This is a genomic window from Curtobacterium luteum (genome assembly GCF_001475545.1).
Lineage (GTDB): Bacteria > Actinomycetota > Actinomycetes > Actinomycetales > Microbacteriaceae > Curtobacterium > Curtobacterium luteum_A.
In genome coordinates, this window is the sequence record NZ_LDQC01000095.1 from 1 (window position 1) to 13664 (window position 13664).

Below are 13664 nucleotides of genomic sequence, written 5' to 3' on the forward strand. Positions count from 1 at the left end.
CCTCGCTGCCGGACGGCGTCAGCCGGCGCTCACCCGGTACACGTCGTACACCGCATCGATGCGCCGCACGGCGTTGAGCACCCGGTCGAGGTGCGTGGTGTCACCCATCTCGAACACGAACCGGCTCAGGGCGAGGCGGTCGGACGAGGTGGAGACGGTCGCCGAGAGGATGTTCACGTGGTGGTCCGTCAGCACCCGGGTCACGTCGCTGAGCAGGCCCGAGCGGTCGAGTGCCTCGATCTGGATCTGCACGAGGAACACCGATTTCGACGACGGAGCCCACTCGACCTCGATCATGCGGTCCGGCTCGTTCATGAGGGACTTCACGTTCGAGCACGACGCCTGGTGGACGGAGACCCCCTGGCCTCGGGTGATGAACCCGACGATCTGGTCGCCCGGCACCGGGGTGCAGCACTTCGCGAGCTTGACCAGGATGTCCGGCGCACCGCGGACGAGGACGCCCGAGTCGCTGTTGCGGAGCTGGCGACTCGTGATCTGCCGCGGGAACGCGAGCTCCGGCTCGTCCGTCTCGGCCTCGGTCTGGACACTGCCCAGCACCTTCTCGATGACGGACTGCGTCGAGACGTGCCCCTCACCGATCGCCGCGTAGAGGGCGGAGACGTCCTCGTACCGCATCGAGGACGCGACCTCGGCGATGGTGTCCTGGCTGAGGATGCGCTGCAGCGGCAGGTTCTGCTTCCGCATCGCACGCGCGATCGCGTCACGGCCCTGCTCGATCGCCTCTTCACGACGTTCCTTCGTGAACCACTGCTTGATCTTGTTCCGGGCTCGAGGGCTCCGGACGAACGTCAGCCAGTCCTGGCTCGGGCCGGAGTCGGGGTTCTTCGAGGTGAAGATCTCGACGACGTCGCCGCTCGACAGTGTGCTCTCGAGCGGGACGAGCCGGCCGTTGACCTTCGCACCCATCGTGCGGTGGCCGATCTCGGTGTGCACCGCGTACGCGAAGTCCACCGGGGTCGCGCCCGACGGCAGACCGATGACCTTGCCCTGCGGCGTGAAGACGTAGGTCTCCTTGGCGCCGATCTCGTAGCGCAGGGAGTCGAGGAACTCCCCCGGGTCGCTCGTCTCGGCCTGCCAGTCGGTGATGTGGGCGAGCCACGCCATGTCCTGGTCGTTCTGACTCGACGAGTCGACGTCGCGGCCGGTGACGCGCTGCTTGTACTTCCAGTGCGCCGCGACACCGAACTCGGCACGCTGGTGCATCTCGTGCGTACGGATCTGGATCTCGACCGCGCGGCCCTGGGGCCCGAGCACCGTGGTGTGCAGTGATTGGTACAGGTTGAACTTCGGCGTCGCGATGTAGTCCTTGAACCGGCCGGGCAGCGGCGTCCACCGTGCGTGCACCGAGCCGAGCATCGCGTAGCAGTCGCGCACGGTCGGGACGAGCACGCGGATCCCGACGAGGTCGTAGATCTCGTCGAACTCGCGCCCGCGCACGATCATCTTCTGGTAGATCGAGTAGTACTGCTTCGGACGCCCCATCACGTCGCCGCGGATCTTGGCGGCCTTGAGGTCCTTCTTCAGCGTGCCGATCACGTTCTGCACGAACTGCTCGCGCTTCGGCTGCCGCTCCTTCACGAGGCTGTCGATCTCGACGTAGAGCTTCGGGTGCAGCACCGCGAACGAGAGGTCCTCGAGCTCCAGCTTGATCATCTGGATGCCGAGCCGGTGTGCCAGGGGCGCGTAGATCTCGAGCGTCTCCTTGGCCTTGCGCGTGGCCGAGGCGGACTCGACGAAGCCCCACGTGCGGGCGTTGTGCAGGCGGTCCGCGAGCTTGATGACGAGCACCCGGATGTCCTTCGACATCGCGATGACCATCTTCCGGACGGTCTCGGCCTGCGCGCTGTCGCCGTACTTGACCTTGTCGAGCTTCGTGACGCCGTCGACGAGCATCGCGATCTCGTCGCCGAAGTCGGCGCGGAGCTGGTCGAGCTGGTAGTCGGTGTCCTCGACGGTGTCGTGCAGGAGCGCCGAGGCGATCGTGATCGTGCCGATGCCGAGGTCCGCGAGGATCTGCGCGACCGCGACGGGGTGCGTGATGTACGGCTCGCCGGACTTGCGCTTCTGCCCGTCGTGCGCCTGCTCGGCGACCGAGTACGCCCGCTCGATGAGCGTGACGTCGGCCTTCGGGTGGTGTGACCGCACCGTGCGGATGAGCGTGTCGACCGCGCCGGCCGGCTGCGCTCGCGAGAACAACCGCGGTAGCAGCGAGCGGAGCGAGCCGAGGTTGCCCGTGGTGTTCGGGCCGATCGGACTCGTCGGTCGGGTGGGCGATGCTGGACGGCTCGCAGCGTCCGACGGCGACGATTCGCGCGTGTCGGTCATGATGCGCCTCCCGAGACCTCGTCCGGTGCGGAGTGCCTCCGCGCTCGATCCGACAAGACTACGCGCGTCCGGTCAGTGCTCGTGACGCGGTTCGCTCTGGGCACCGCGGACGACGTCGGCGCCCGACTGCTCCCACGCGGTCATCCCGCCGAGCACGTTCACGGCGGAGACCCCCGACTGCTCGAGCGCCGCGACCACCCGGGCCGAACGACCGCCGGAGTGGCAGATGACCATCGCCGGGGTGTCCCCGCCGTCGATCTCCTGCCAGCGCGACACCAGTTCGGACATCGGGACGAGCGTGGCCTCGGGAGCGTGGACCTCGTCCCACTCCCCCTGTTCACGGACGTCGAACAGCCGCGCACCTCCGGCCAGGCGGCGCCGGGCCTCCGTGACGTCGATGTCGGTGATCTCGACCGCCATCAGACGCCCGCCGTCGCGTCGACCTGCTGCTGACGCTTCGCCGCGGCCTGTTCCTTCTTCGCGTCGGCCTGCTTGATCTTCGGCTCGTTCTCGCGCAGGTGGGCGTACATCGGCGACGCGATGAAGATCGTCGAGTACGTGCCCACGATGATGCCGATGAACAGCGCGAGCGAGATGTCGCGGAGCGTGCCGGCGCCGAGGACGTACGAGCCGATGAAGAGGATCGCCGCGACCGGCAGCAGGGCGACCACCGAGGTGTTGATCGAGCGCACGAGAGTCTGGTTCACCGCGAGGTTCACCGACTGCTTGAAGGTGCGGATGCTCTCCTGACTGGTGTTCTCCCGCACCTTGTCGAAGACCACGACGGTGTCGTAGAGCGAGTAGCCGAGGATCGTCAGGAAGCCGATCACGGCCGCCGGGGTGACCTCGAGGCCGACGATGCCGTACACGCCCGCGGTGATGAGCAGGTCGTGCAGCAGCGCCGTCATCGCGGCCAGCGACATCTTCCAGGTGCGGAAGTACAGCGCCATGACGACGGCCGCGAGGGCGAGGAAGATCACGAGGCCGCGGATGGCCTGCGCGAGGACGTCAGCACCCCACGTCGCGCCGATGAAGGTCGCCGCGACCTGGCTGTCCGGGACGTCGTACGCCTTCGCGAGGGCGTCCTGGACCTCGGTGGTCTGCCGGTCGGTCAGCTGGCCGGTCTGCACGCGGATGCCGTGCTGACCGAGCTGCGAGACGCGCGGCACACCCTCGGGGACGATCGACTCGACGGTGTCCGTCGCGATCGCCTGGTTCGTGGTCTTGACGTCGGAGATGGTGAACTCCGAGCCGCCGGTGAACTCGATCCCGAGCTGGTACCCGCCGCGCAGCCACGGGATACCGAGGGACAGCACGATCATCACGATCGCGATGAGGTACCACGTGCGGCGGCGTCCGACGATGTCGTATGAGCGCTTGCCCGTGTAGAGGTCGCTGCCGAACTGGCTGAAGCTGGCCATCAGTCGTCCTTCCCGTCCGGCGTCGTGCCGTTGTCGCCCGCGGCTTCGCGGGCCTTCCGCTCGGCGATCGTCTGGCGACGCTGCGCCTCACCGGCGCTCCGCTGCTGACGCTTGCCGTCCACGACCGGTGCCCGGAACTGCGCGCGGCCCCGGTAGACCGCCCCGAGGGCGCTCGGGTCGAGCCCGCTGAAGCGGTGGCCCTCACCGAAGAACCGGCTGCGTGCGATGAGCTGCATCATCGGGTGCGTGAACAGCACCACGACGACGACGTCGATCAGGGTCGTGAGGAGCAGCGTGAACGCGAAGCCCTTCACGTCGCTGACCGCGAGGATGTACAGGACAACGGCGGCGAGGAAGTTGATCGAGTCCGACGCGAGGATCGTGCGCAGGGCTCGACGCCACCCGGACTCGACCGCGCCCTCGAGTCCGCGGCCGTCCCGCAGCTCGTCGCGGATGCGCTCGAAGTACACGATGAACGAGTCCGCGGTGATGCCGATCGCGACGATCAGACCTGCCACACCCGCCAACGAGAGGCGGTAGTCGACGCGCCACGACATGATCGCGATGACGAGGTAGGTCAGGGCTGCTGCGACCGCGAGCGACAGCACCGTCACGAACGCGAGCGCCCGGTACTGGACGACCGAGTAGATGATCACCAGGATGAGGCCGATCAGGCCGGCGACGAGACCGCCGACCAGCTGGGCGGTGCCGAGCGTCGCCGAGATGTTCTCGTTCGACTGGACCTGGAAGTTGATCGGCAGCGCGCCGTACTTGAGCTGGTCCGCGAGGGTCTTCGCGGAGTCGGCCGTGAAGTTGCCGGTGATCTGCGCCTTGCCGTTGGTGATCGCCGCGTTCGATGCCGGCGCGGTGATGACCGTGCCGTCGAGGACGATCGCGAACTGGTTCTGCGGCGCCTGCAGCTTCACGAGTCGGCTGGTGACGTCACGGAAGTCGTCCGAGCTCTTGCCCGAGAACGTCAGGTTGACGGCCCACTGGCCGGTGGACGCACCCTGCGAGTCGGTGGCGAGACCCGAGGTGGCGTTGCTGATGCCGGAGCCCGAGACCTCGACCGGACCGAGGATGTACTTCGCGGCGCCGTCTTGGTCGCACGTCACGAGCGGCTCGTCGTCCGGTGCAGCGGTGACGTCGTCCGGTGCCTTGCAGTTGTAGTTCGTGTAGAGCGCCTGGAGCGCCGGTGTGACCTGCGAGAGGTCGCTGCCGTTCGTCGGCTTCGTGCTCGGCGTCGCCTGCAGCGATGCCGGCGGCGTGTAGGGCGTCGGCGAGGCCGAGGAGCCGTCACTGCCACCGACCGCGGCGTTCGTGGCGGCCTCGGTGTAGAGCACCGGACGGAAGGTCAGCTTCGCCGCTGCCTCGATCCGGTCGATGGTCGCCTGGTCGGGCTTGCCGGGGATCGAGACGACGATGTTGTTCGTCCCCTGCGTGTTGATCTGCGACTCCGACACACCCGTCGCGTTGATGCGCTGACGGATGATGTTCACGGCCTGGTTGAGCTGCTGGCTCGTGACCGAGCCGCCCTCGGTGTTCTGCGCCGCGAGCGTCAGTTGCGTGCCGCCCTGCAGGTCGAGCGCGAGCTCGGGGACCCAGCTGGCGCCCGCGAACCACTTGTCGCCGGCGTCCTTCGTCGTGCTGGCGAGGATCGAGGCGGCGGTGTTCAGCCCCGCGAGGACCGCCATCAGGATCACCAACCAGGTGAGCGAGCGAAGCGCCTTCTTGACGGGTGTCGATCGTGCCACCGGTCGTCTCGTCTTTCTGTCAGGACCGACGGCGACAGCCGGCGGCGGGGATGGTGCTGCCGGACGTCACCGCCGACAGCCCAGGAGATCAGTTGTCGTTCTTGCGGTTCGGCTCGTCGGTGCGCTCACCGTACGCCGGGGCCTGGTCGTCGACGACCGGCTGGCCGTTCAGCTCGGTGACACGCTTCGGCTCGTCCTCGGGGGTGACCGCGGTGTCGACGTCGTTCGCGGTGTCGTCCACGACCCGCGAGAGCGTCTGGCGGTGCACGGTGACGATCGTGCCGGGGGCGATCTCGACCTCTGCGGTGACCTTCTCGTCGTCGACCGAGAGGAGCTTGCCGTACAGGCCGAAGGACAGCATGACCTGGGCACCCGGCACCATCTTGGTGGCGAGCTCCGCCTGCTGCTTCTTGCGCTTCCGGCTGTTGTAGAACATGAAGGCCGCGAACGCCACGACGATGACGATGAGGATGACTTCTTGACCCATGATGCGATGCCTTCTCTGGTTGCTCGGTTTCGGGCCGTAGCAGTCTAGGGCACTCGTCCACGGGGAACGTGTGCGGCCGAGGACCGCGCTGCCCGTCGGTCAGTCTCCGTCGTCGAACAGACCGGGTTGTGCGGTCGCCTGACCCGGTGTCAAGCCGAAGTGCCGCCAAGCCTGCGGGGTGGCGATCCTCCCCCGCGGGGTTCGGGTGACGAGACCGAGACGCACCAGGAACGGCTCGACCACGGACTCGATCGTCTCGGATTCCTCACCGACCGACACCGCGAGCGTGTTCAGCCCGACGGGCCCGCCGTCGAACCGGGTCAGCATCGTCTCGACGACGGCCCGGTCGAGTCGGTCGAGGCCGAGCTCGTCGACGTCGTAGAGGTCGAGGGCGCCCTGGACCGCGGCCATGCCGTCACGGGGCCGGTGCACCAGGGTGAAGTCCCTGACTCGTCGGAGCAGTCGGTTCGCGATGCGCGGGGTACCGCGGGAGCGCCCGGCGATCTCCCGCAACGCGGACCGGTCGATGTCGAGCTCGAGGAGGTGCGCGGCACGGATGAGGACCTGCTCGAGTTCGTCCTTCTCGTAGAACTCGAGGTGGGCGGTGAAGCCGAACCGGTCCCGCAGCGGGTTCGGCAGCAGGCCGGCCCGCGTCGTCGCGCCCACGAGCGTGAACGGTGCGAGGTCGAGCGGGATGCTCGTCGCGCCGGCGCCCTTGCCGACCATCACGTCGATCCGGAAGTCCTCCATCGCGAGGTAGAGCATCTCCTCCGCTGACCGGGCCATCCGGTGGATCTCGTCGATGAACAGGACTTCACCCGGGACCAGTGAGGAGAGCACGGCCGCGAGGTCGCCGGCGTGCTGGATCGCCGGGCCGCTGGACATCCGCAAGGGACGACCGGACTCGTGCGCGACGATCATCGCGAGGGTCGTCTTGCCGAGCCCGGGTGGTCCGGCCATCAGGATGTGATCGGGTGTGCGGTCCTGCATGGCCGCGGCCTTCAGCAGCAGGTCGAGCTGGCCGCGGACCTTGCGCTGCCCGACGAACTCGTCGAGGGAACGGGGACGGAGGGCTCCCTCGAAGGCGAGCTCCTCCTGCGATTCCGCTCCGGCGGCCGTGATGCCGCTCACCGGCCCGCACCGGCGGGTCGGAGCGCTCCGAGCGCAGCGCGGAGGAGCGCCTGGGTCCCGAACGTCGCGGCGGCCGGGTCCTCGGTGACGACGGCGTCGACGGCGGCGCGCGCAGCGTCCTCACGCCATCCGAGCCCGACCAGCGCGACCACGACGTCCTCGGACGCGGGGTGTGCGGTCGGGCCGGCACCCGCAGCCGCTGTGGCCGGCTGCTCGAACGCGGCGAGCTTCCCGGCGAGAGCGACCGTGATGAGCTTCGCGGTCTTCGGCCCGATGCCGGACACCTTCCGGAAGGCCGCGTCGTCCTCGTGCGCGACCGCGGTGGCGATCTGACCCGGGTCCATGTGGGCGAGCACCCCCAGGGCGGACTTCGGCCCCACACCCGACACACTGCGGAGGAGGTCGAACACGCGGAGGGCGTCGGTCGTCTCGAAGCCGAACAGGAGGTGCTCGTCCTCGCGCACGATCATCGCCGTCCGCACGAAGACCTCGGCCCCGTGACGCATCGTCAGGGCGTGCGCTGGCGTGACGGTGACGGCGTACCCGACTCCCCCGACCTCGATCACCACGCTCGACCCGGCGACGTCGATGCAGGTGCCCCGGAGACTCGCGATCATGCCTCGAGCCTAGGGCCGCCCACCGACGTTGCCCCGGCACCACGCGCGACGCCGCGGGAGCCACCGCGCGCCGCGGCCGCCGCCGCGCGGGCCAGGGGCGAGTCGGCGCCGGTGCCCTGCTGCGCGTCGCGCCACGCGCGCTGCGCCGGGGTGAGGGTCGACGGACCGGAACCGACCTGGTCGGGTGATCCGAGCCTCCAGGCGTGACAGACCGCGAGGGCGAGCGCGTCCGCTGCGTCAGCGGGCTTGGGGGCCTCGGCGAGGCCGAGCACCGCGGCGACCATGGTCTGCACCTGTCGCTTGTCGGCGTTGCCGTACCCGGTGATCGCAGCCTTGACCTCGGACGGGGTGTGCAACCCGACCGGCAGGCCGCGCGCCGCGGCAGCGTGCAGGGCCAGTCCAGCAGCCTGTGCCGTACCCATCACCGTCCGGACGTTCGCCTGCGCGAACACCCGCTCGACCGCGACGGCCTGCGGCCGGTGCTCGTCGATCTCGGCGGCGATGCCGTCCGCGATCCGGAGCAGCCGCTGTTCGAGCGCCATGTCCGCCGGCGTCCGGACGACGGTCACGTGCACGAGCCGGGCGCGCCGGTTCGGTGCGACCTCGACCACGCCGACGCCGCACCGGGTGAGCCCGGGGTCGACCCCGAGCACCCGGAGCATCGCTACTCGCCCTCGTCCTCGTCGAGCTCGGCCTGGACGTCGGCGGGGATGTCGAAGTTCGCGTAGACGTTCTGCACGTCGTCGCTGTCCTCGAGCGCGTCGATCAGCTTGAACACCTTGCGGGCAGTGTCGGCGTCGACCGGGACCTTGAGCCCGGGCACGAACTCGGCGTCGGCCGAGTCGTAGTCGATGCCGGCCTCCTGCAGGGCCGTGCGGGCCGCGACGAGGTCGGACGCTTCGGTGATGACCTCGAAACCGCCGCCCTGGTCGACGACGTCCTCGACACCGGCGTCGAGCACGGCACCCATCACGGTGTCCTCATCGAGGCCGTCGGTCTTCGTCACCGAGATGACGCCCTTGCGCGAGAAGTTGTACGCGACGCTGCCCGGGTCGGCCATGGTGCCGCCGTTGCGGGACATCGCCGTCCGGACCTCGGCCGCGGCACGGTTCTTGTTGTCCGTGAGGCACTCGATGAGCATCGCCACGCCGTTCGGGCCGTAGCCCTCGTACATGATCGTGGTGTACTCGATGGACTCACCGGTCAGGCCGGCACCGCGCTTGATGGCGCGGTCGATGTTGTCGTTCGGCACCGAGGTCTTCTTCGCCTTCTGCACGGCGTCGACGAGGGTCGGGTTCCCCGACAGGTCGGCGCCGCCCATCTTCGCGGCGACCTCGATGTTCTTGATGAGCTTGGCGAACGACTTCGCACGGCGCTGGTCGATGACCGCCTTCTTGTGCTTGGTCGTTGCCCACTTGGAATGCCCGGACACGGTGCTCCTTGCGTCTTGCGGAAGATCCTGGTCAGTCTACCGAGCCGGGAGGCACGGTGTCGGTCCGGCGCGCTGGCCTGTGGAGAGTGTGTGACTCGGTCGAGGGAACCAGGCTTCTGACACAGCACCGCGAAGCAGCACGGTGCAGTGTCCGGCACCTGGTTCCGCCGGCCGGGCCGGGTGACGGTCCGGTCAGGCGCTGTGGACGAGGTCGAGGAAGCGCCGGTGGAACCGGTCCTCCCCCGCGACTTCGGGGTGGAACGCGCTGGCGATCACGTTGCCCTGCTGCACGGCCACGACCTGGCCGTCCGGCAGCGCCCCGAGGACCTCGACCCCCGGGCCGTGTTCCTCGACCACGGGCGCGCGGATGAACACGGCGTGCACCGGGGCGTCGCCGAGTTCCGGCATCGGGATGTCGATCTCGAACGAGTCGTTCTGACTCCCGAACGCGTTCCGGCGCACGGTCGTGTCGAGCACGTCGAGCGTCTGCTGACCGGGGATGCCCGCCGCGATGCGCGAGGAGAGCATGATCATGCCCGCGCAGGTGCCGTACGTCGGGAGTCCGCCGCGGATGGCCTCGGCCAGGGGCTCCGCGACGCCGAACGCCCGGGACAGCTTGTCCATCACGCTCGACTCGCCGCCGGGGACGACCACGCCGTCGAGCGACGCGATCTCCTCCGGACGGCGGAGCGGGACGACGTCGGCGCCGAGTCCGGTCAGCGAGGCGATGTGCTCGCGGAAGTCGCCCTGGAGTGCGAGGACCCCGATGCGCGGGTGCGCGGTCGGACTACCAGCCACGCTCGGCCAGGCGGTGCGGCGCGGGGACGTCGGCGACGTTGATGCCGACCATGGCCTCGCCGAGCCCGCGGGAGACCTCGGCGATGACCTTCGGGTCGTCGTGGAAGGTCGTGGCCTTGACGATCGCGGCCGCGCGCTTGGCCGGGTCGCCCGACTTGAAGATGCCGGATCCGACGAAGACGCCGTCCGCGCCGAGCTGCATCATCATCGCGGCGTCGGCCGGGGTGGCGACACCGCCGGCGGTGAAGAGCACGACGGGGAGCTTGCCGGTCTGGGCGACCTCCTTGACGACGTCGAACGGCGCCTGGAGCTCCTTCGCGGCGACGTAGAGCTCGTCCTCCTTGAGGTACCGGAGGGCAGCGATCTCCTTGTTGATCGTGCGGATGTGCTTGGTCGCCTCGGACACGTCGCCCGTGCCGGCCTCGCCCTTGGAGCGGATCATGGCCGCGCCTTCGGTGATGCGACGGAGGGCCTCACCGAGGTTGGTCGCACCGCAGACGAAGGGGGTGGTGAAGTTCCACTTGTCGATGTGGTTGACGTAGTCGGCGGGCGAGAGCACCTCGGACTCGTCGATGTAGTCGACGCCGAGCTCCTGCAGCACCTGCGCCTCGACGAAGTGGCCGATGCGGGCCTTCGCCATGACGGGGATCGACACCGCGGCGATGATCTCCTCGATCATGGACGGGTCGGACATGCGGGCGACGCCGCCCTGGGCACGGATGTCGGCGGGGACACGCTCGAGCGCCATGACGGCGGTCGCGCCGGCCTCTTCCGCGATGCGGGCCTGCTCGGCGTCGACGACGTCCATGATGACACCGCCCTTGAGCATCTCCGCGAGGCCGCGCTTGACGCGGTCGGAGCCGGTGATCGAGGTGCCGGGGGTGCTCGGGGTGCTGCTGCTGTCGCTCATGATGCCGACAGTCTAGTGCTCCGCAGGCCACCCTTCCGCGACGAGTCGGCGGGTGTCCCCGAGCAGCTGGGACATCGACTTCGTGCGCGCGATGATCGGGAAGAAGTTCGAGTCGGACTGCCAGCGCGGGACGATGTGCTGGTGCAGGTGCCCCGCAACGCCGGCGCCCGCGACCTCGCCCTGGTTCATGCCGATGTTGAAGCCGTCGCAGTGCGAGACGGCACGGAGGACGCGCATGGCGACCTGCGTCAGCTCCCCCATCTCGCGGACCTCGTCCGGGGTGGCCTCGTCGTACAGCGGGACGTGCCGGTAGGGGCACACCAGCAGGTGCCCGTTGTTGTACGGGAACAGGTTGAGCAGCACGTAGGCGTGTTCCCCGCGGGCCACGATGAGGGCGTCCTCGTCGGACTTCTTCGGCGCCTCGCAGAACGGGCAGTCGTCCTCGTGGCCGCGGCCCTTGCCCTCGCGACCGGCGTCGATGTACGCCATGCGGTGCGGGTTCCAGAGGCGCTGGAAGGCATCGGGCACAGCGGCGCCGGTCGCGGCGTCGCGGATCACGAGCGGGTCGTCTGCGGAACCCGTGCCGGGGGTCCCGGAACCGGACACGTCGGCGACGTGACCGGTTCCGGGCACGGGCTCGGTGCCTCCCGGCCGCTCCTGGTCCATCAGACCTGCGCGCGGTCGCGGATCGCGGTCAGGATGCGCTCGACCGCCTCGTCCACCGGCACGGCGTTGTCCTGCCGACCGTCGCGGAAGCGGAACGACACGGCTCCGGCGTCGCGGTCGTCGCCGCCCGCGATGAGCTGGAACGGCACCTTCGCCTTGGTGTGCGTGCGGATCTTCTTCTGCATGCGGTCGTCGGAGTGGTCGACCTCGGCGCGGACGCCGTGCGACCGGAGCTTCGCGATGACCTCGTCGAGGTAGTCGCCGTACTCCGCGGCGACCGGGATGCCGACGACCTGCACCGGGGACAGCCACGCGGGGAAGGCGCCTGCGTAGTGCTCGGTGAGGACGCCGAAGAACCGCTCGATCGAACCGAAGAGGGCACGGTGGATCATCACCGGGCGCTGACGCGATCCGTCGGGTGCGGTGTACTCGAGCTCGAACCGTTCCGGCAGGTTGAAGTCGAGCTGGACGGTCGACATCTGCCAGGTGCGGCCGATGGCGTCCCGCGCCTGCACGGAGATCTTCGGGCCGTAGAACGCCGCGCCGGCGGGGTCGGGCACGAGCTCGAGGCCGGACTCCTCGGCGACCTCGCGCAGGGTGTCCGTCGCGACCTCCCACACCTCGTCGTCGCCGACGTACTTCTCCGGGTCCTTCGTGGACAGCTCGAGGTAGAAGTCGTCGAGTCCGTAGTCGCGCAGGAGCGAGAGCACGAACTCGAGGGTCGTCGTGAGCTCCTCCTTCATCTTCTCCTGCGTGGTGAAGATGTGGGCGTCGTCCTGGGTCATGCCCCGGACGCGGGTGAGGCCGTGGATCACGCCGGACTTCTCGTTGCGGTACACGGTGCCGAACTCGAACATCCGGAGCGGCAGGTCGCGGTAGGAGCGGGCCTGCGAGCGGTACGCGAGGATGTGCATCGGGCAGTTCATCGGCTTGAGGTAGTAGTCCGCGCCCTGACGGGTGACGTTGCCGTCCTCGTCACGGGCCTCGTCCATGTGCATGGCCGGGAACATGCCGTCCTTGTACCAACCGAGGTGACCCGACTGCTCGAACAGGTCGCCCTTGGTGATGTGCGGCGTGTAGACGAACGAGTAGCCCTCTTGCTCGTGCCGGCGACGCGAGTAGTCCTCCATCTCGCGGCGGATGATGCCGCCCTTCGGGTGGAAGATCGCGAGGCCGGAGCCGATCTCGTCCGGGAACGAGAAGAGGTCGAGCTCGGCACCGAGCTTGCGGTGGTCGCGCTTCGCGGCTTCCTCGAGCCGGACGAGGTAGGCCTTCAGCTGGTCCTTGTCGGGCCAGGCGGTGCCGTACACGCGCTGCAGCTGCGGGTTCTTCTCCGAGCCGCGCCAGTAGGCCGCCGCGACGCGCATGAGCTTGGACGCATTGCCGATCCAACGGGTGTGCGGGACGTGCGGACCGCGGCAGAGATCCTGCCAGACGACCTCACCGGTCTTCGGGTCGACGTTCTCGTAGACGGTGAGCTCGCCGGCACCGACCTCGACGCTCTCGCCGGAGTCGCCGGCGTCCGCGGCGCCCTTGAGGCCGATGAGCTCCTGCTTGTAGGGCTCACCCGCCATGCGCTCGCGGGCTTCCTCGTCGGTGACGACGACGCGACGGAAGCGCTGGGACTGCCGGACGATCCGGTCCATGCCCTTCTCGATCGCCTTGAGGTCCTCCGGCGTGAAGGGGTCGGTGACGTCGAAGTCGTAGTAGTAGCCGTCGGTGACGGGCGGTCCGATGCCGAGCTTCGCGTCGGGGTTGATCTGCTGCACGGCCTGCGCGAGCACGTGCGCGGCGGAGTGGCGGAGGATGTCGAGGCCGTCCTGCTCGTCGAGGGTGACGGGCTCGACGACGTCGCCCTCGTGCACCTCGGCGTCGAGGTCCTTCAGCACGCCGGCAACGCGGATCGCGACCACGCCGCGGACCCCGTCGAACAGCTCCGTGCCGGTCGTGGTCGTCGTCGCGGTGCGGGGCTCGGGTGCCTGGGGAAGCTCTGCGGGCTCGGCGCCGTCGGCGGGCGCTGCGACTGACTCGGTCACGATCGTGGTGCTCCTCGATTGGTTCAGGGGTGGATCAAGACTAGTGCGCCGCGACCGCGGCGCGGC

General features: G+C 69.1%; 13 protein-coding genes. All 13 read right to left on the bottom strand.

From position 1 onward, the window contains the following. Nucleotides 1–18 precede the first annotated feature (18 nt). The 13 genes from NS184_RS14735 to thrS all read right to left on the bottom strand — a co-directional run bounded on the left by NS184_RS14735 (nucleotide 19) and on the right by thrS (nucleotide 13598). On the bottom strand, nucleotides 19–2346 hold the full coding sequence (locus NS184_RS14735) for a RelA/SpoT family protein (RefSeq protein WP_242863073.1): 2328 nt from the start codon (nucleotides 2344–2346) through the stop codon (nucleotides 19–21). Between the two features lie 72 nt (nucleotides 2347–2418). After that, on the bottom strand, nucleotides 2419–2766 hold the full coding sequence (locus tag NS184_RS14740) for a rhodanese-like domain-containing protein (protein ID WP_083513740.1): 348 nt from the start codon (nucleotides 2764–2766) through the stop codon (nucleotides 2419–2421). Beyond that, entirely contained in the window at nucleotides 2766–3767 is a 1002-nt protein-coding gene (gene secF / locus NS184_RS14745) for a protein translocase subunit SecF (RefSeq protein WP_058726855.1), read from the bottom strand. Before secF ends, NS184_RS14740 begins: the two co-directional genes overlap by 1 nt. Beyond that, nucleotides 3767–5521, bottom strand: a complete 1755-nt coding sequence (gene secD / locus NS184_RS14750; RefSeq protein WP_058726856.1) for a protein translocase subunit SecD — start codon at nucleotides 5519–5521, stop codon at nucleotides 3767–3769. Before secD ends, secF begins: the two co-directional genes overlap by 1 nt. 88 nt (nucleotides 5522–5609) lie before the next feature. Continuing rightward, nucleotides 5610–6008: a preprotein translocase subunit YajC gene (locus tag NS184_RS14755; RefSeq protein WP_058726857.1), complete on the bottom strand. Its 399-nt coding sequence runs from the start codon at nucleotides 6006–6008 to the stop codon at nucleotides 5610–5612. A 99-nt stretch (nucleotides 6009–6107) separates the two neighbouring features. Beyond that, nucleotides 6108–7139, bottom strand: coding sequence for a Holliday junction branch migration DNA helicase RuvB (ruvB, locus tag NS184_RS14760; RefSeq protein WP_058726858.1), 1032 nt, complete (start codon nucleotides 7137–7139; stop codon nucleotides 6108–6110). After that, nucleotides 7136–7756 (bottom strand): Holliday junction branch migration protein RuvA, encoded by a 621-nt coding sequence (ruvA, locus tag NS184_RS14765; protein WP_058726859.1) that lies wholly within the window; start codon nucleotides 7754–7756, stop codon nucleotides 7136–7138. The genes ruvB and ruvA overlap by 4 nt, the downstream gene beginning before the upstream one ends. Further along, nucleotides 7753–8418, bottom strand: coding sequence for a crossover junction endodeoxyribonuclease RuvC (gene ruvC / locus NS184_RS14770; protein ID WP_058726860.1), 666 nt, complete (start codon nucleotides 8416–8418; stop codon nucleotides 7753–7755). The genes ruvA and ruvC overlap by 4 nt, the downstream gene beginning before the upstream one ends. A 2-nt stretch (nucleotides 8419–8420) precedes the next feature. Then, nucleotides 8421–9188 (bottom strand): YebC/PmpR family DNA-binding transcriptional regulator, encoded by a 768-nt coding sequence (locus NS184_RS14775; protein ID WP_058726861.1) that lies wholly within the window; start codon nucleotides 9186–9188, stop codon nucleotides 8421–8423. A gap of 192 nt (nucleotides 9189–9380) precedes the next feature. Then, a complete protein-coding gene (pdxT, locus tag NS184_RS14780) occupies nucleotides 9381–9986 on the bottom strand; it encodes a pyridoxal 5'-phosphate synthase glutaminase subunit PdxT (protein WP_058726862.1) in 606 nt (201 codons plus the stop codon). Further along, nucleotides 9976–10896, bottom strand: coding sequence for a pyridoxal 5'-phosphate synthase lyase subunit PdxS (pdxS, locus tag NS184_RS14785; protein ID WP_058726863.1), 921 nt, complete (start codon nucleotides 10894–10896; stop codon nucleotides 9976–9978). The genes pdxT and pdxS overlap by 11 nt, the downstream gene beginning before the upstream one ends. A 12-nt stretch (nucleotides 10897–10908) precedes the next feature. After that, the gene (locus NS184_RS14790; protein ID WP_083513741.1) at nucleotides 10909–11562 is read right to left on the bottom strand and encodes an HIT family protein; all 654 of its coding nucleotides are present in this window, start codon (nucleotides 11560–11562) and stop codon (nucleotides 10909–10911) included. Continuing rightward, nucleotides 11562–13598 (bottom strand): threonine--tRNA ligase, encoded by a 2037-nt coding sequence (gene thrS, locus NS184_RS14795; protein ID WP_193750487.1) that lies wholly within the window; start codon nucleotides 13596–13598, stop codon nucleotides 11562–11564. The genes NS184_RS14790 and thrS overlap by 1 nt, the downstream gene beginning before the upstream one ends. Nucleotides 13599–13664 lie beyond the last annotated feature (66 nt).